Below are 16,541 nucleotides of genomic sequence, written 5' to 3'. Positions count from 1 at the left end.
GGGCGGATGACCACGACGGAGCGCAGACCCGCACCCGCCGAACCCGGCCAGCTCGTCGAGATGGCGTGGGACCCGATCACCCGGATCATCGGCAACCTCGGCATCTACACCAAGATCGACTTCGCGAACCGGCAGGTCGTGGAGTGCCACAGCACCTCGTCGCTGTTCCGCGGCTACTCGGTGTTCATGAAGGGCAAGGACCCGCGCGACGCCGGGTTCATCACCAGCCGGATCTGCGGCATCTGCGGGGACAACCACACCACCTGCTCGGTGTACGCGCAGAACATGGCGTACGGCATCCAGAACCCGCCGCTGGCCGAGTGGATCATCAACCTCGGCGAGGCCGCCGAGTACATGTTCGACCACACCCTGTTCCAGGACAACATGGTCTTCGTCGACTTCTGCGAGGCCATGGTCAAGGAGACCAACCCCGGCCTGCTGGCCAGGGCGCGCAGCACCGAGGCGCCGCACGCGGAGCTGCACGGCTACCGGACGATCGCCGACATCATGGAGGCGTTCAATCCGTTCGAGGGCGAGTTCTACCAGGAGGCGCTGCGGGTCAGCCGCGTCACCCGCGAGATGTTCTGCCTCATGGAGGGGCGGCACGTGCACCCCTCGACGGTCTATCCCGGCGGCGTGGGCACGATGCCGGAGCCGACGCTGTTCACCGACTACCTCAGCCGCCTCATCCGCGTCGTCGACTTCGTCAAGCGGTCCGTCACGATGAACGACGACGTCTTCGACTTCTTCTACGAGGCCCTGCCGGGCTACGAGGAGGTCGGCCGCCGCCGGATCCTGCTGGGGTGCTGGGGCGCCTTCCAGAATCCCAACGTCACCGACTACCGCTACGAGACGATGAACCGCTGGGGGAAGGCGATGTTCGTCACCCCGGGCATCGTGGTGGACGGCGCGCTGCTGACCAACGACCTGGTGGACATCAACCTCGGCATGCGCATCCTGCTGGGCAGCTCCTACTACGACGACTGGGTGAACGAGGAGCCGTTCGTCACCCACGACCCGCTCGGCAACCCGGTCGACATGCGGCACCCGTGGAACCAGACCACGCTTCCCGTGCCGCAGAAGCGGAACTTCGAGGACAAGTACAGCTGGGTGATGAGCCCGCGCTGGCTGGACCCGGGCAGCGGGCGGCACCTCGCGCTCGACACCGGCGGCGGTCCCTTCGCCCGGCTGTACGTGACAGCGCTGTCCAATCTCGTCGACACTCCCTACGTCAAGGCGACCGGCTCCAGCGTGCAGATCATGCTGCCCAAGGGCGACAAGCTGCCGGAGCAGACGCTGGAGTGGCGCATCCCGCAGTGGTCCAACACGCTGGAGCGCGACCGGGCCCGGGTCTACTTCGTGGCGTACGCGGCGGCGATGGCGATGCACTTCATCGAGCAGGGGCTGCAGCTGGTCCGCTCGGGCGACACCAGGGTCTTCCAGGACTTCGACGTGCCCGACGAGGCGATCGGCTGCGGCTTCCACGAGGCGGTGCGGGGCGTGCTGTCCCACCACATGGTGATCCGCAACGGCAAGATCGCCAACTACCACCCGTACCCGCCGACACCGTGGAACGCCAGCCCGCGCGACAGCTTCGGCACGCCCGGCCCGTACGAGGACGCCGTCCAGGGCACGCCGATCTTCGAGGAGAACGGGCCGGAGGAGTTCAAGGGCGTCGACATCATGCGGACGGTGCGCAGCTTCGACCCGTGCCTGCCCTGCGGCGTGCACATGTACCTCGGCAAGGGTCGCGAGGTGCGCAAACTGCACTCGCCGATGTTCGGTGCCGCCCATGGTTGAGCCGCACGCCGCCGAACGGGAGCCGCGTCCGCCGGCCGCGGCTCCCGCGGGCGGCGGTCCGCGGCGGCTCGGCGACACGGCGGTCGCCGAGCGCCTGACGCTGCTGGAGCGGCTCCTGGCCCGCCTGGAGCAGACGCCGGGGCCGACCGCCGAGACGGCGCTCGACGCCGTCGCCGTGCTCACCGAGGTGTACGGCGAGGCGCTCGCCCGCGTCATGGACCGCACGGGACCCGAACCGGCCGCCGCGCTCACGGCCGACGAGCTGGTCGGCCACCTGCTCGCCCTGCACGGCCTGCATCCGGCGACCGTCGAGGAGCGGGTGCGGGGGGCGCTGGAGGAGGTGCGGCCCTACCTGCGGTCGCACGGCGGGGACGTCGAGCTGAGCGGTATCGACGGCGATGTGGCCCGGGTGCGCCTGACGGGCGGCTGCGGGTCGTGCGCCTCGTCCGCGCGGACGCTGGAGACGGCCGTCAAGGACGTCGTGCTGGCGGCGGTTCCGGAGCTGTCCGCGGTCGAGCAGGTCCCTTCCGGCCCGGACGACTCAGCCCCGAACGGCTCCGCCGGCGGCGGGCGGGCCGGGGCGCCGGCGGCGTTCGTGCCCGTCGAGGCGCTGCTGCGCACCCGCCGCGCTCCCGGCGAGGGGGCGACATGACGGCCGGTGCGCTCCAGCGGGTCATCAGGCGGGCGGACGGCCTCGGCCGGGAGCCCGGCGAGCGCTGCGACCTGTGCGGCGTCGACATCCCCGACGCGCACGCCCATCTGCTCGACGAACGGCAGGGGAACCTGCTGTGCGCGTGCCGGGCGTGCGGGCTGCTGTTCGAGCGCGAGGCGGCGGGCCGCGGCCACTACCGGCTGGTGCCCGACCGGCGGGTCCGGCTGAGCGGAGTGCCGGCGGCCGAGCTGGGCGTCCCGGTGGGGCTGGCGTTCTTCGTCCGCGGGCCGGACGGCGTCGTCCTCGCGCACTACCCGAGCCCGGCGGGCGCCACCCGATGCGAGGTGGACCCCGCCAGGTGGGAACGGGTCGTCGAGGCGTGCGAGCCTTTGCGGTCGTTGCGTCCCGCCGTGGAGGCGCTGCTGGTCAACACCGTGCGGGGCGCCGACGAGCAGTGGCTGGTCCCCATCGACGAGTGCTACCGGCTGGTGGCCGTCGTCCGCGGCTCCTGGAAGGGGCTGTCGGGAGGACGGGAGGTCTGGCCGGAGATCGACCGGTTCTTCGCCGGGCTCGGCGAGCGCGGCGGAACCCGCGGCGCACACCGCCATCGAGCCGCGGCGAGCTGAGAGGAGGCGACGACGATGGCAGAGATCCGGGTCGGCAAACCGGACGTCAAGCCCGACACCCCCTCGCACACCAAGGGGGTGCACCAGGGCAACAAGAAGGGCGCCCTGAAGAGGCAGATGGGGCACTACCTGGACGGCACCGCCGACGCGCGGCGCTCGACCGGGGTGAACCCCAAGAAGCACCAGCCGATCCTGCCGATCATGCCGAACCTGCCGCCGGGGTGAGGCGGAATGCGGGGGCGAGGCGGGCGCGCGGGCGCCCGCGGACGAGGAGGGAGCAGGGCCATGCGGCGACGCCACGAACGACGGCGACGGGGCGGAAGGGAGACGGGGCGGCGGTGGACGTGGCTGGCCGCCCTGGGCGGCATCGGGCTGCTCGCGCTGCTGTGGAAGGAGTTCCCGGCGATGCGGCGCTACTACAAGATCGAGCGGATGTGAGCGGAGGGGCGGCGGATGTGTCTCGGCATCCCCGGTGAGATCGTCGAGATCCTGCCGGACCGGACCGACCTGGCCCGGGTCGAGGTGGCGGGCGTCCGCCGCGCCATCAACATCGGGCTGCTGGGCGAGGGCGAGGTGCGCCCCGGCGACTGGGTGCTCGTGCACGTCGGCTTCGCCATGTCGAAGATCGACGAGGCCGAGGCGGCGGCGACGCTGGCCCTGCTCGACGGGCTCGGCCAGGCCTACGCCGACGAGGTGGCGGCGCTCACCGAGTCCGACATCACCTGACACCTGAGAACCCGACGGCGCCCGCGGGCGGCCGAGGCCATCCGAGGGCGCCGAGGGTTGCGACTCCGACGACAAGGCGGCTGACGACATGCGGTTCGTCGACGAGTACCGCGACGCGGGCAAGGCACGGGCGGTGGCCGCGCGGATCGCCGCGCTGTGCGAGCCGGGACGGCGGTACAAGTTCATGGAGGTGTGCGGCGGCCACACGCACACCATCTACCGGCACGGCCTGGAGGACCACCTTCCGGAGAACGTCACGCTGGTGCACGGCCCGGGATGCCCGGTCTGCGTGATCCCCATGGGCCGGGTGGACGACGCCATCGCCATCGCCCGGCACCCCGACGTGATCATGACGTCGTTCGGCGACATGATGCGGGTGCCGGGCGGGCGGGGCTCGTTCCTGGACGCCAAGGCCGAGGGCGCCGACATCCGCATGGTGTACTCGCCGCTGGACGCGCTGTCCCTCGCCCGGCGCCATCCCGACCGGCGCGTGGTGTTCCTGGCCGTCGGGTTCGAGACCACGGCGCCGTCCACGGCGATGACCGTGCTGCGCGCGGCCCGCGAGGGCGTGACCAACTTCTCGGTCTTCTGCAACCACGTGACGATCATCCCGGCGATCAAGGCGATCCTGGACTCCCCGGACCTGCGGCTGGACGGCTTCATCGGCCCCGGGCACGTCTCCACGGTCATCGGCTGCCGACCGTACGAGTTCATCGCCCGCGAGCACGGCAAGCCGCTGGTGTGCGCGGGCTTCGAGCCGCTGGACGTGCTGCAGTCGGTCGCCATGCTGCTGGAGCAGCTCGCCGAGGGACGGGCCGAGGTGGAGAACCAGTACGGCCGGGTCGTCCCGTGGAACGGCAATCCCCGCGCGCTGCGCGCGATCGGCGAGGTGATGGAGCCGCGGCCGTACTTCGAGTGGCGCGGCCTGGGCTTCATCTCCCAGTCCGCGCTGCGCGTCCGCGACGCCTACGCCGCGCACGACGCCGAGCGGATCTTCGAGGTGCCGGGCGTGCGGGTGGCCGATCCGAAGGCGTGCCAGTGCGGCGAGGTGCTCAAGGGCGTGCTCAAACCGTGGGAGTGCAAGGTGTTCGGCACCGCGTGCACGCCCGAGACGCCGATCGGCACCTGCATGGTGTCGTCGGAGGGGGCCTGCGCCGCGTACTACAACTTCGGGCGGTTCACGCGGCGGCGCGCGCGGGAGGTGTCCTCCACATGAGCGAGCCGGGCACGGGCCACCTGTCGCAGGAGCAGCAGGTGCTCGAACGCATCGAGCGTGCGCGGCGGCACCGCCCCCGGGTGCGGGAGAAGAACATCACGCTGGCCCACGGCGCGGGCGGCAAGGCGACGCAGACGCTGGTGGAGGCGCTGTTCCTGGAGCACTTCCGCAACCCGGCGCTGGAGGCGCTGGGCGACGGCGCCGTGCTGTCCGTCGACGGCGGGCGGCTCGCCTTCACCACCGACTCGTTCGTGGTGTCGCCGCTGTTCTTCCCCGGCGGCGACATCGGCGACCTGGCGGTGAACGGGACCGTCAACGACCTGGCGATGTGCGGGGCGCGGCCGCTGTACCTGTCGGCGGGCTTCATCCTGGAGGAGGGGTTCGCCGTCGACGACCTGCGGCGGATCGTCGCGTCGATGGCGGCGGCGGCCGAACGCGCGGGCGTCGCCGTCGTCACAGGCGACACCAAGGTGGTCGAACGCGGCAAGGCGGACGGCTGCTACGTGACCACCGCGGGCGTCGGCGTGCTCGACCGGGACGTGGCGCTGGGCGCCTCGGCGGTGCGGCCCGGCGACGCCGTGCTGGTGTCCGGCCCGATCGGCGAGCACGGTGTCACGATCATGGTCGCGCGGGGGGAGCTGGAGATCGAGGCGGAGCTGGCGTCCGACACGGCCGCGCTGCACGGCGCGGTCGCGGCGCTGCTGGACGCGGTGCCCGGCGGGGTCCGGATGCTGCGCGACGCCACCCGGGGCGGGGTCGCCACGGTCCTCAACGAGGTGGCGCGGGCGGCCGGCGCGGCGATCGTCATGCGGGAGCCGGCGCTGCCGGTGCGGCCGGTGGTGAACGGCGCGTGCGAGCTGCTGGGCATCGACCCGCTGTACGTGGCGTGCGAGGGCCGGTTCGTCGCCGTGGTCGACGGCGACCGCGCCGACACCGCCCTGGACGCGCTGCGGGCGCATCCCCTCGGCGCGGGCGCGGCGCTGGTGGGGCGCGTCGAGGACGAGCCGGCCGGTCTGGTGCTGCTCGAGACGTCCATCGGCGGGACCCGGATCGTCGACATGCTCGTCGGCGACCCGCTGCCGCGCATCTGCTAGCGGTCTGCCCGCTGATCAGGGCGGTCACGGTGGCGCGCGGCGGTCACGGGCGGCGGCCACGACCGCCTGGCCGAGGGAGATCCCGCCGTCGTTGGGCGGCACGCGGGAGTGGACGAGCACCGCGAACCCCGCCTTCTCCAGGCCGGACACCACCCGGTCGAGCAGCACCAGGTTCTGGAAGACCCCGCCGGACAGGGCGACCGTGCCGAGACCGGTCCGCTGCCGCAGCACGTCGGCCGCGTCGACGACGGCGCGCGCCAGGCCGTTGTGGAAGCGGGCGGCGACGCGCCCGGCGTCGGTCCCCGCCGCCAGGTCGTCGACCACGGCCCGCACCAGGTCGTGGCCGGAGATCACCAGCTCCGGCCGCTCGGCCAGCCCGGCCCGGTAGGCGCCGTGCTCCCCGAGGTACACCCGCTGCTCCAGTTCGACGGCGGCCTGCCCCTCGTAGGTGACCGCGTCGCGCACGCCCGCGAGGGCCGACACCGCGTCGAACAGCCGGCCGGCGCTCGTGGTGAGCGGGGCGTTGGTCCCCGTGCGCGCCATGCCGGTGACCGCCGCCCAGCGGTCGCGGTGCCGCCGGACCACGTCCAGGTCGGGCAGGTCGTCGCCGTAGAGGGCGTCCAGGTAGGCGGCGGCCATGCGCCACGGTTCGCGGACCGCCGCGGCCCCGCCGGGCAGGGGCACGGCCGCCAGGTGCCCGGCCCGCTCGTACTCCGCCAGGTCGGCGACGAGCAGTTCACCGCCCCACAGCACGCCGTCGTCGCCGTAGCCGAGCCCGTCGAACGCCACGCCGATCACCGGGCCGCACGCCCCGTTGTCGGCCAGGCAGGAGGCGACGTGCGCGTGGTGGTGCTGCACCGCGACCGGCTCCGCGCCGGCCTGCTCCAGCGCGTACTTGGTGGACAGGTACTCCGGATGCCGGTCGTGCGCCACCACCTCCGGCCGCACGTCGAACACCCGGCGGAAATGCGCGATGCCCTCGACGTAGGAGCGCAGCGTCTCGTAGTTCTCCAGGTCGCCGATGTGGTGGGACAGGTACGCGCGGTCGCCCTTGGCCACGCAGAAGGTGTTCTTCAGCTCGGCGCCGCAGGCCAGCACCGGCCGCGGGAACCGGCCGCGCACGGTCACCGGCGACGGCGCGTAGCCGCGGGAACGGCGCACCGGAAGCGGCCGCCCGCGGAACACCCGCACCACCGAGTCGTCGGTGCGCACGTGGATCGGCCGGTCGTGCAGCAGGAACCCGTCGGCGATCCCCGCCAGCCTCGCCACGGCGTCGTCGTCCCGGTGGGCGATCGGCTCGTCGGACCGGTTGCCGCTCGTCAGCACGACGGGGCGGGCGACCCGCCGCACCAGCAGATGGTGCAGCGGCGTGTACGGCAGCATGACCCCGAGCCGGCGGCTGCCCGGCGCCACCGCGGCGGCGACCCCGGCACCGGCTCGGCGGGGCGCCAGCACGATCGGGGCGCGGGCGCCGGTCAGCAGCCGTTCGGCCTCGGGTTCCAGGTGGACGAGGGCGCGGGCGGCGGCCACGTCGGGCGCCATCACCGCGAACGGCTTGTCCTCGCGGTGTTTGCGGGCGCGCAGGGCCGCCACCGCCTCCTCGTGGCCGGCGAGCGCGGCCAGGTGGTATCCGCCGAGCCCCTTCACCGCCAGGATCCGGCCGCGCAGCAGCCAGCGCGCGGCGGTCTCGAGAGGGTCCGCCCGCGTCGCCGTCCGGCCGTCCGGCCCGAGGAGCCGGAGCGCGGGGCCGCACGACGGGCAGCACACCGGCTGGGCGTGGAACCGGCGGTCGCGCGGGTCGCCGTACTCCTCCGCGCAGTCGCCGCACATGGGGAACGCGGCCATGGTGGTGTTGCCCCGGTCGTACGGCACGTCCGTGACGATCGTGAACCTCGGCCCGCAGTTCGTGCAGTTGGTGAACGCGTAGCGGTGGCGCCGCGCGGACGGGTCGAAGATCTCGCGGACGCATGCGCCGCACGTCGCCGCGTCGGGCGGCACCAGCGCCTGCCGGGCGGCGCCGTCGACGCTGGCCACGATGCGGAACCCGCGCTCCCCGCGCGGTTCGCGCGGCTCGGTGACGACCCGTTCGACCCGTGCCAGGGGCGGCGCCCGCCGCTCCAGGTCGGCCACGAACCGCGCCAGCGCCGAGGGCGCTCCCTCGGCCTCGGCGAACACGCCGGCCGCGTCGTTGCCGACGAAACCCGCGATGCCGTGCTCGCCGGCCAGTCCGTGCACGAACGGCCGGAACCCGACCCCCTGCACGATCCCCTCGACGCGGATCCGGATCCGCGTGCGCGGCACCGGCCCGGCGGCCGAGGTCACAGGTCACCGTCCAGCGCCCGCCGGGTCAGCTCCCAGAGGACCTGGTAGAGGGTGGTCTGGGCCTCCTGGATGCGGTGCACCGACGACGACGGCACGACGAACAGGTGCTCGACGGTCCCGGCCTCGGCCATCGCGCCCCCGTCGTACCCGGCGAAACCGACCGTCACCATGCCGCGCCCGGCGGCCTCGTCGAAGGCGCGCAGCAGGTTGCGCGAGCCGCCGCTGGTCGACAGGCCCAGGGCGATGTCGCCGCGCCGTCCCAGGGCGGCGAGCCGGCGCGCGAAGACGACCTCGAACCCGACGTCGTTCGACAGCGCCGTCAGCGTCGCCACGTCGTGGGGCAGCGAGATCGCGGGCAGCGGCCGCGCGGGCGCCGGCGGGCACACGAACAGCCGCGCGACCGCCTGCGCGTCGGTGCTGCTGCCGCCGTTGCCGAACGTCAGCAGCCTGCCGCCCGCCTCGAACGCCTCCGCCAGCCGGCGCGCGCAACGCAGCAGCGCCGCGCCGTGCCGCTCGGCCAGGGAGCCGCGCAGCTCGGCGATCTCGGCGGCCTTCTCCCTGGCCGAGCGGCCCGCCTCCGCCAGGAGGGCGCCGGCGCGGGCGCCGCCCGAGTACAGGAAGGGGTAGAGCGTCTCCATCCCGGTGTCGTCCGGCACGGTCATGGCGCGTCCTCCACGACGGCGATGGCCTCCTTGGCGTGGACCAGAACGACGTCCCCCGGCCCGGCGTCGACCAGCGCCACGCTGATCTCCTCCGGCCCGGCGTCGGTGTCGACGACGGCGAGGCCGTCGCCCAGCAGCTCGCGGATCCTGACGGGGACGGCGCTGTCGGAACAGGTCACGCAGACCTCGTCGTGGCACCGCGGCCCGTCGGCGTCACCGCTCATCGCCGCGCTCCAGCGCCGCCGGATGCTCCAGGAAGACGTGCACCAGTTCCCAGAGCAGGTGGTACATGGTGACGTGCATCTCCTTCACCACACAGGGGTCGTCGCAGGGGGTCACCAGCGGATGGTCGGCCGCCGCCGCGACGTCTCCCCCGCCGGCGCCGGCCAGCGCGACCGTCAGCATGCCGAGGCCGCGGGCGGCCCGCAGCCCGCGCAACACCTCGGGACACCGGCCGTCCCCCGACAGGCCGAGCGCGATGTCCCGCGGGCCGCCCAGCAGCCGCACCTGCGCGGCGAACACCGCGCCCAGCCCCTCGGCCGCCGCGATCCCCGTCAGGGCGGCGGCGTCGTCGGTCAGCGACACCGCGGGCAGCGCCCGTTTGCCCACGATGACCGGATGGACGAACTCCACGGCGATGTGCTGGGCGTCGGTCGACGCGCCGCCGCTCCCGAACACGATCAGCTTGCCGCCGTCGCGGAAGCGTCCTGCCATGTCCCGGCACGCGCGCGCCACGTGGTCGGCCTGCTCGGCCAGCGCCCGGCCGGGTTCGGCCCGGCGCTCGAACGGGGCCCGGACCGCGGACGCCACCGGCCGTCCCTCGGCCATTCGCATGCTCCCTTCCCGCTCACGAGACCGTGTACGACCCGCGCCGCCCGTTAGGCGACCCGGACGGCGCCCGGTCCGCCCTGCTCCACCGGAGGAGGCAGGAGTCGAGCACCTCGCGCAGCCGCGCCAGACGGGCCATCCACGCCTCCAGGTCGGCGTGCCCCTCACGGGTCAGCTCGTAGCGGCGACGGGCGGGCCCCGCGTCGGAGGTGATCCAGGTGGACACCACCAGCCGTTCACGCTCGAGGTTGCGCAGCACCCGGTAGGCGTGACCGGGCTCCACCCCGGACACGCCCAGGCAGCCGAGCCGGTCGATGAGCTCGTAGCCGTGCCCCGGCTGCTCGCAGATCAGCAGCAGCAGGAAGGGGTGGAGCAGACCACGCGTCTCGCTGCCGTCCACCACCGCTCTCCTCCCCCTGCCACCTCGCCGGCCCCGGGTCGCTGACGCTTTACCCCCCGTCCAGGGCCGCTATCTCAGCGTCATCCCTTTTTTCGGTGCAGGCGGCGAAGTACCGCATACGCGAAATTCGGCAAAGAGTGCCTCCACTTCCCGTAAAAACGCCCGCCGCCCCCTGGTGCCGGATCACCGGCCGCGCGATATTGGATACAGGCCTGTGAGACGAGCGAGGGAGCTGGACCAGAGGTTCTCTGAAGGAGAAATCCAACGGAGAGTCAATGGAAAGGCTGAGAGGCCGTAACCACGTCAAGTGGTGCGGCGACCCCTTGAACCTGAACCGGACAATGCCGGCGCAGGGAGAGCGCCTCACAGGTCTTCTGATGTGCGCAGGCGTACGCGCCCCCACGGCGAGCGATCTGACGGCCGCCCCGGCCGGAGTGACGGCCTCCTCGATGACTGACGACCGGCGCGGAGGGCACCCCCTCCGGTACCAGGAGCGGCCGCCCTGCGGACCGGCCGCCGCCGGGGGCGATCGCGGAAGACCTCTGCCGAAGGAGGCGTCATGGGTGCACTCGAGCACAGGGAACCGCGCAGCCTGTTCCCCGAGCTGTTCGACTGGATGGAGTCGCCGTTCGCGATGTTGCGTGCGGGCATGGGGCAGACCATGCGGGTCGAGGACTACATCGACGGCGACGACTACGTCATCCGGTGCGAGCTGCCCGGCATCGACCCCGACAGGGACGTGGAGATCACGGCCGAGAGCGGCATGCTGCGCGTCCACGCCGAACGTCACGAGGAGAAGAAGGAGGCGCACCGGTCGGAGTTCCGCTACGGAACCTTCACGCGCTCCTTCACCCTGCCGGCGGACACCGACACCGAGGCCATCAAGGCGTCCTACGACCAGGGCATCCTCACCGTCCGCGTGCCGCTGCCCAAGGCCGCCGAGCACGAGGCCAAGCGGATCGCGATCCAGAAGTGACCGCGCTGCCGCCCGCCCCCCGGACGGGAGCCACCGGAGGGGCATCACGGCCAGATGCCCCTCCGCGTCCGGCGGCACGATGCCGAACCTTCGCGCCGGTGACACGGCGGCCGGGGTTCTCCTGGTCGCCTGCGCCGGCGCGCTGCGTCTGCCCCACTACGGCCGGTGGGCCGCGGCCATCGGCATCACCGTCCTGGCCGTCACCGTGATCGCGGTCATGGTCTCCGCCATCCGCCGCGGCCGGAGACGACGCCGCTGAAGAGCGGGGCCGCCGTGCTCCGCAACGGAGCCGACGCGGCCCCGATCGTCACGACGGTGGCCTGTTCGCCGCGCGGCCGGCGCCGGGCCGGCACGGTGCGCACCGGCCGGCCCCGGTCATCGCGCCCGGCCGGTGGACGAGGCGGGACGCCACGAACTGCCCTCGCCCTTCTCGGCCTCGAAGGCGGGGCGGGCGGTGACGGTGTCGTAGATGATGTGAAGCGTTGTGATCTTGCCGTCGTCGGCCAGTTCGAGGACGTCGACGCATTCGAAGTCGGCCGGCTGCCCCGAGGGCAGCCGCCAGTCGAACTGGAACCAGACGGTGACGATCCGCCCGCCGTCCGGTTTGCCGCCCTCGGCCACGCCCAGCAGATGGAACTTGGCACGGCTGGTGTCGGCGAAGAGCTCGGGATAGAACTCGGTGGCCGGAATGGGACCGTACAGCGGAGAATGCACCGTCGCGCCGGGGCTGAACAACGCCAGGACTCCTTGCAGGTCGGCGCGCGTCAACGCGTCCCGGTAGGTGCCGGCGAGCTCGATCGGGGTCATTTCCTGGTCGTCCTTTCCCTGCGTTCCAGCGCGTCGAGGTCGAGTGTGAGAGCCACCGCCGTCGCGGGCAGGCCGAGGCGGCGCAGGACCGTGGGTTCGAGTTCGCCCGCCTCGCCCACCGGTGTCCGGCCGGCGACGACGCGGACCCAGGGGCGGTCGCCGCGCCACGGCCAGGAACCACGGGAACGACCGGGCTGCGGCCGGAGGGGGACGGCCCACTGCCGGGCCACGTCGCGGATGACCGGGACCATGGCCTGCCAGTGCCGCGCCTCCGTCACGGCAGCCGCGAGCTGGTACGGCTGGGGAGGGATGGCCGAGCACACGGCCTCGACCTGCTCGGGGCGAGGCCGGGTACCTGTGGGCGGCGGCGTGAGCGGCTGGAGCCCACCGGACGGCAGCGAGAAGACCCTCCCCTGTTCGAACACCCTGAGCTCGCCGGAGGCGTGCCGCGCCCGGGTTCGCACGGCGGCGAGCAGTCCGGGAAGCAGCGCGGTGCGCAGCGCGGACGGCTGTCCGTCGAGCGGGTTGGCGACATGGAGCGCGGCCCGCCGCGGGTCGTCTCCGCCCAGCCCGAGTGCGTCCCATACGGCCTGATCCAGGAAGGGGCCGGTGTGCAGCTCCGTCCAGCCGGCGTCCGTGAGCGCGTGGGCGGTGGCCTGCCGCCTGGTGAACGGCGAAACCGCCTCGGCGGCACGGCGTGGCACGTTGGGGACGCGCAGGCCCGGGTGGGGCCGGTCGTGTCCGATGACGTCTCGGATGTCGCTCAAGCCGTGACGGAGCATGAGGGTGCGTTCGATGCCGACGCCGAAGGCGAAGCCCGCGTGGCGGAGCGGGTCGATTCCGCACGTGGCCAGCACGCGGGGATGGACCATGCCGCAGCCGCCCCACTCGACCCAGCCGTCGTCGCACAGCCCGCACCCGCCGCCTCGGCACGCCGGGCAGCACACGTCCACCTCGGCCGACGGGTCGGTGTAGGCGAACGAGTGCGGACGTAACCGAACGGGTGTGCGCTCGCCGAACATGGCCACGGCGAACCGCGCGAGTGTGGCGCGCAGGTCGCCCATGGTCAGGTTCTCGGCCACGGCCAGCCCCTCGGCCTGGTGGAAGACGGGGCTGTGCGTGGCGTCCAGCGGATCGGGGCGGAAGACACGCCCGGCGGTGACCATGCGCAGGGGGACGGGGCGGCGGAGCATCTCCCGCACCTGCACCGGCGAGGTGTGCCCCCGGAGCACCAGCCCCGAGCCGCCACCGGGGCGCGCGATGTGGAAGGCCTTGTCGGCGGCACGGCTGGGGTGGTCGGCGCCCATGTTCAGCGCGTCGTAGACGAACCATTCCGCCTCCAGTTCGGGCCCGTCGGCGAACCGGTACCCCTCGGCCGCGAACAGGTCGACGATCTCTTCGGCCAGCGCCGCGACCGGATCACGCCCCACCTCCGGACCACCTCCCGTTCTGTGTGCGGCATGAGCACCGGCCGCCACCGTGGCCGGCGCCGGCGTGTGGTCAGCGGCCTTCGCGGATCCACGCCGCGATGCGTTCGTGGATCAGGTCCATCTGACTCCAGGCCCGGCGGCAGGTCGCCCGCAGGCGGGGGAACTCCGACGGGGGCAGCGCCGCCAGCCGGTGCCGGCCGATCCTGCTGTGGTCGTCGTCCGCCGCGGCGTGCAGGGTGAAGAAGTCGTCCGCCGCGTTCGGGGCGTGGATGCCGGCGGCGGCCTCTCCGAAAAGCCGGCCGCTGGTCTCGACGACCATGTGCACCAGGACGACCTTCTGCGCCTCGTCCAGCTGGAACATCTGCGCCACGAACCAGGTGCAGGCGGCTTCCAGAACCGGGTCGTCGACCTCGGCGGTGACACCGTGGGCGTCGCGCAGCATCCGGTCGTGGCCGTACTCCTCGCCCAGGTGCTCCTCGTAGTCGCGCTCGAGGAGCGGGTCCACGCATACGGCCTGGCGGGCGTACAGCATGCGCTGGAAGTGGGACGACCACACGTACAGCGCGGCGACGAAGCGTGCGCGCGCCTGCGGGTCGTCGCGCAGCCGGCCACTGCGCAGCAGGGTGAACAGGGAGTTGCGGGTGTGCCGTCCGGCCAGTTCGTCGTTGAGGCGTTCGAGGTCGGCGAGGGGGCCGCCCTGGGCGAGCGCGGCGCCGTCGGCCGCCCCGGCGGCGGCCGGGTCGAAGGAGACGCGGGGGGCGCCTTCGTCCTCGTACAGGCCCGAGCCCTCGAACTGGACGGAGAGGCCGTGGAACTCCTCCCCCGGACCGGTGCGGAACCCGTGGAGGCGGCCCGGCGGCACGCACACCACGTCGCCTTCGGTGAGCGGCCGTTCGCCGTCGCCGAGGAGGCGGACGGTGCCCCGGCAGACCAGGATCATCGAACTCGTCGGGTGGCTGTGCACCGCCAGCTCCTCGCCGTCGCGCAGCCGCACCCAGGCGAAGGACGGGCGCCCGGCGTCGGGCAGGAACGCCGACAGGGCGGGGTGGCGGCGGAAGTCGCGCTGCTGCCCGAGTTCGTGCGTCCGGCCGCCGACCGTGACGGAGGTGATCGCCCGGATGTCGGCGCGGTGCACGGTGGTGACGGCCGTCAGGGCGCCGGGCGCCGCCGTCGCCGGTGTGGTCATGGGAGTCCTCGTCTTTCGGTGGTGCGTCGTCCGGCCTCGGTGAGGACGGCGAGCAGCCGGTCGTTGACGGCCGGGGAGCCGACCGAGACGCGCAGGTGGCCGCGCCATCCCATGGGGTCGGGCAGGGTGGCCAGGCCCGCGGCGCGCAGCCGGGCGGCGACCTCGGCGGCGGGGCGTTCGGTGCGGACGGTGACGAACCCGGCCGCGGAGCCGACGCGGCCCAGCCCGGGGCAGCGCCGCAGCCCCGCGGCCAGCCGGTCGCGTTCGGCGACGAACAGGTCGATGGCGCGGCGGAGGCCGACCGGGTCGGCGAGGGCCGCCTCGGCCTCGGCGACGACCGGGGCGGGGAGCGTGAACGGCAGGCGGGCCCGCCGCAGCGCCGTCACGATCGCCGGGTGCGCCAGCACCGCGCCCAGCCGCAGTGCCGCCAGGCCGAGCGCCTTGGACATCGACCGGACGACGACCAGGTTCGGGCGGCCGGGGACGAGATGGCGGTGCGAGGGACGACCGGCGTACTCCACGTAGGCCTCGTCCACGACCACCAGGCCGTCGTAGGCGTCCAGCAGCCGCTCGAGCTCGCCGGGGCGTAACGACGTCCCCACCGGGTTGCCGGGGTCGCAGAGGAAGATCCCGGCCGCGCCGGACGAGGCCAGCGCCGCGACGTCGAGCCGGTCGTGCGCGGTGCCGGTGAGCGGTACGGCCAGGCACCCGATCTCGTGCACGGCCGCCAGCTCGTCGAACAGCGCGAAGGACGGCGGGGTGACCGCCACGGTGTCGGCGCGCGGTTCGAAGAAGGTGCGGAACAGCAGGTCCAGGGCGTCGCCCGCGCCGCGGGTCGGCAGGATCGTCTCGGGGCCCCAGCGCCAGCGGGTCCGCTCCGGCCGCTCGGCGGCGGCCCGCGGGCCGGCGCCCTCCAGGACGTCCAGGGCGGCGGCGTACAGCTCGACCAGCGTGCGGTGGGTGTTGTCGGGGTAGTGCCGGTGCGGACCGGCGAAGGGGTTCTCGTTGTCCCTGAGGTTCACCAGGCCCTCGTCCTCGGGGCGGGACTCGAACAGGAACGACGGCCGCAGCGACCTGATCGCCCGCCGGGGCGGCCGCACCCCCGTCCCGGGCGCGGGCCGCTCCGCCGGAACGGGGCGGCGCGCGCGAGCCGGGACGGGGGTGCCGAGACCGGTCGGCCCCGCCGGCACCGATCGGGCCGGATCAGGCATCGGACGCCGGTCGGGTCAGGACGTGGACGGGGACGTCGGTGCGCTCCGACCGGTAGTAGTCCATGATCGTCGAGGCCCACCGGCCGACCGGGACGCGGCCGTCGCCCGCCTCGTCCAGCGTCTCGAACAGCGTCGCGCTGTTGGACCGCGCGAACCCGAGCGCGGTCATGCAGGCGAGGAAGTCGGCCCGTTCGATGTACCCGTCGTCGTCGCGGTCGGCCAGCGCGGCGAGCGACGCGGCGTAGTCGGCGGCGGTCCGTTCGGCGTCGCCGGGGTCGCCCAGCCCGGCGATGTACTCGTCGAGGCTGACCCGGCCGTCCCGGTCGGCGTCCAGCGCGGCCCGCAGGCCCGACCAGAAGCGGCGGTGCCCGGCCAGCACCGCCTGTCCCTTCGCCGACCCCTCCGGCTCGCCCATCGCGCCGAGCACCTCGGCCGCGAGCCGGTCGAAGTCCTTCTCCTCCAGGTAGCCGTTGCCGTCGGTGTCGAGGATCCGGAACCGGAGCCGCAGCCGTTCCAGCACGGCGGGAGCGACCTTGGCGGACTCGTCAGGCATGAACACACCCCCTGATCACTTTGCGTGATCATTAACCTACCTGACGTGACCA

General features: G+C 73.6%; 20 protein-coding genes and 1 riboswitch. Of the genes, 10 read left to right on the top strand and 10 right to left on the bottom strand.

The annotated features are described in order from the left end of the window. Nucleotides 1-6 precede the first annotated feature (6 nt). The 8 genes from ABZ801_RS15290 (at nucleotide 7) to hypE (ending at nucleotide 6,114) form a co-directional block, all read left to right on the top strand. A complete protein-coding gene (locus tag ABZ801_RS15290) occupies nucleotides 7-1,800 on the top strand; it encodes a nickel-dependent hydrogenase large subunit (protein ID WP_344958396.1) in 1,794 nt (597 codons plus the stop codon). Beyond that, nucleotides 1,793-2,452 (top strand): NifU family protein, encoded by a 660-nt coding sequence (locus tag ABZ801_RS15285; protein WP_344958394.1) that lies wholly within the window; start codon nucleotides 1,793-1,795, stop codon nucleotides 2,450-2,452. The genes ABZ801_RS15290 and ABZ801_RS15285 overlap by 8 nt, the downstream gene beginning before the upstream one ends. After that, on the top strand, nucleotides 2,449-3,078 hold the full coding sequence (locus ABZ801_RS15280) for a DUF5947 family protein (RefSeq protein ID WP_360697943.1): 630 nt from the start codon (nucleotides 2,449-2,451) through the stop codon (nucleotides 3,076-3,078). The genes ABZ801_RS15285 and ABZ801_RS15280 overlap by 4 nt, the downstream gene beginning before the upstream one ends. 15 nt (nucleotides 3,079-3,093) lie before the next feature. Further along, nucleotides 3,094-3,303 carry a hypothetical protein gene (locus tag ABZ801_RS15275; RefSeq protein WP_344958390.1) on the top strand — a complete coding sequence of 70 codons (210 nt, stop codon included), beginning with the start codon at nucleotides 3,094-3,096 and terminating at the stop codon, nucleotides 3,301-3,303. 60 nt (nucleotides 3,304-3,363) lie between these two features. Continuing rightward, nucleotides 3,364-3,516, top strand: coding sequence for a hypothetical protein (locus tag ABZ801_RS15270; RefSeq protein ID WP_344958388.1), 153 nt, complete (start codon nucleotides 3,364-3,366; stop codon nucleotides 3,514-3,516). Between the two features lie 15 nt (nucleotides 3,517-3,531). Then, complete coding sequence (locus ABZ801_RS15265; RefSeq protein WP_344958386.1) at nucleotides 3,532-3,804, top strand: HypC/HybG/HupF family hydrogenase formation chaperone; 273 nt, start codon at nucleotides 3,532-3,534, stop codon at nucleotides 3,802-3,804. An 88-nt stretch (nucleotides 3,805-3,892) separates the two neighbouring features. Further along, nucleotides 3,893-5,020, top strand: coding sequence for a hydrogenase formation protein HypD (gene hypD / locus ABZ801_RS15260; protein ID WP_360697938.1), 1,128 nt, complete (start codon nucleotides 3,893-3,895; stop codon nucleotides 5,018-5,020). Next, nucleotides 5,017-6,114, top strand: coding sequence for a hydrogenase expression/formation protein HypE (gene hypE / locus ABZ801_RS15255; RefSeq protein WP_360697935.1), 1,098 nt, complete (start codon nucleotides 5,017-5,019; stop codon nucleotides 6,112-6,114). Before hypD ends, hypE begins: the two co-directional genes overlap by 4 nt. 24 nt (nucleotides 6,115-6,138) lie before the next feature. On the opposite strand, the gene hypF is transcribed toward hypE, so the two are convergent. From hypF to ABZ801_RS15230, 5 genes are read right to left on the bottom strand one after another with little or no spacing between them, the layout of a single operon-like run. Continuing rightward, nucleotides 6,139-8,436 (bottom strand): carbamoyltransferase HypF, encoded by a 2,298-nt coding sequence (hypF, locus tag ABZ801_RS15250; protein WP_360697932.1) that lies wholly within the window; start codon nucleotides 8,434-8,436, stop codon nucleotides 6,139-6,141. Then, on the bottom strand, nucleotides 8,433-9,098 hold the full coding sequence (locus tag ABZ801_RS15245) for an SIS domain-containing protein (protein ID WP_360697929.1): 666 nt from the start codon (nucleotides 9,096-9,098) through the stop codon (nucleotides 8,433-8,435). The genes hypF and ABZ801_RS15245 overlap by 4 nt, the downstream gene beginning before the upstream one ends. Further along, a complete protein-coding gene (locus ABZ801_RS15240) occupies nucleotides 9,095-9,322 on the bottom strand; it encodes a HypC/HybG/HupF family hydrogenase formation chaperone (RefSeq protein WP_344958376.1) in 228 nt (75 codons plus the stop codon). The genes ABZ801_RS15245 and ABZ801_RS15240 overlap by 4 nt, the downstream gene beginning before the upstream one ends. Beyond that, nucleotides 9,312-9,926: an SIS domain-containing protein gene (locus ABZ801_RS15235; protein ID WP_360697926.1), complete on the bottom strand. Its 615-nt coding sequence runs from the start codon at nucleotides 9,924-9,926 to the stop codon at nucleotides 9,312-9,314. Before ABZ801_RS15235 ends, ABZ801_RS15240 begins: the two co-directional genes overlap by 11 nt. A gap of 19 nt (nucleotides 9,927-9,945) precedes the next feature. Continuing rightward, a complete protein-coding gene (locus ABZ801_RS15230) occupies nucleotides 9,946-10,326 on the bottom strand; it encodes a helix-turn-helix transcriptional regulator (RefSeq protein WP_360697923.1) in 381 nt (126 codons plus the stop codon). 215 nt (nucleotides 10,327-10,541) lie between these two features. Next, nucleotides 10,542-10,699: riboswitch (TPP riboswitch) on the top strand. A 186-nt stretch (nucleotides 10,700-10,885) separates the two neighbouring features. Between ABZ801_RS15230 and ABZ801_RS15225 the strand changes: the two genes are divergently transcribed. Further along, complete coding sequence (locus ABZ801_RS15225; RefSeq protein ID WP_344958370.1) at nucleotides 10,886-11,302, top strand: Hsp20/alpha crystallin family protein; 417 nt, start codon at nucleotides 10,886-10,888, stop codon at nucleotides 11,300-11,302. Between the two features lie 79 nt (nucleotides 11,303-11,381). Then, complete coding sequence (locus ABZ801_RS15220; RefSeq protein WP_360697920.1) at nucleotides 11,382-11,561, top strand: hypothetical protein; 180 nt, start codon at nucleotides 11,382-11,384, stop codon at nucleotides 11,559-11,561. Nucleotides 11,562-11,677: 116 nt separating this feature from the next. Here the strand turns inward: ABZ801_RS15220 and ABZ801_RS15215 are convergent, their stop codons facing one another. From ABZ801_RS15215 to ABZ801_RS15195, 5 genes are all read right to left on the bottom strand, one after another. Next, nucleotides 11,678-12,109 carry a nuclear transport factor 2 family protein gene (locus ABZ801_RS15215; RefSeq protein WP_360697917.1) on the bottom strand — a complete coding sequence of 144 codons (432 nt, stop codon included), beginning with the start codon at nucleotides 12,107-12,109 and terminating at the stop codon, nucleotides 11,678-11,680. Continuing rightward, complete coding sequence (locus tag ABZ801_RS15210; RefSeq protein ID WP_360697914.1) at nucleotides 12,106-13,539, bottom strand: hypothetical protein; 1,434 nt, start codon at nucleotides 13,537-13,539, stop codon at nucleotides 12,106-12,108. Before ABZ801_RS15210 ends, ABZ801_RS15215 begins: the two co-directional genes overlap by 4 nt. A gap of 70 nt (nucleotides 13,540-13,609) precedes the next feature. Next, nucleotides 13,610-14,725, bottom strand: coding sequence for a cupin domain-containing protein (locus ABZ801_RS15205; RefSeq protein ID WP_360697911.1), 1,116 nt, complete (start codon nucleotides 14,723-14,725; stop codon nucleotides 13,610-13,612). Continuing rightward, nucleotides 14,722-15,936 (bottom strand): aminotransferase class I/II-fold pyridoxal phosphate-dependent enzyme, encoded by a 1,215-nt coding sequence (locus ABZ801_RS15200; protein ID WP_360697908.1) that lies wholly within the window; start codon nucleotides 15,934-15,936, stop codon nucleotides 14,722-14,724. The genes ABZ801_RS15205 and ABZ801_RS15200 overlap by 4 nt, the downstream gene beginning before the upstream one ends. Continuing rightward, nucleotides 15,929-16,489, bottom strand: coding sequence for an EF-hand domain-containing protein (locus tag ABZ801_RS15195; RefSeq protein ID WP_360697905.1), 561 nt, complete (start codon nucleotides 16,487-16,489; stop codon nucleotides 15,929-15,931). Before ABZ801_RS15195 ends, ABZ801_RS15200 begins: the two co-directional genes overlap by 8 nt. Between the last annotated feature and the right edge of the window lie 52 nt (nucleotides 16,490-16,541).

The organism is Actinomadura sp. NPDC047616 (assembly GCF_040642915.1).
In the GTDB taxonomy this organism is placed as follows: domain Bacteria; phylum Actinomycetota; class Actinomycetes; order Streptosporangiales; family Streptosporangiaceae; genus Spirillospora; species Spirillospora miaoliensis.
Note: the sequence above shows the minus strand (reverse complement) of the source record. Positions and strands in the feature narration are given on the sequence as shown.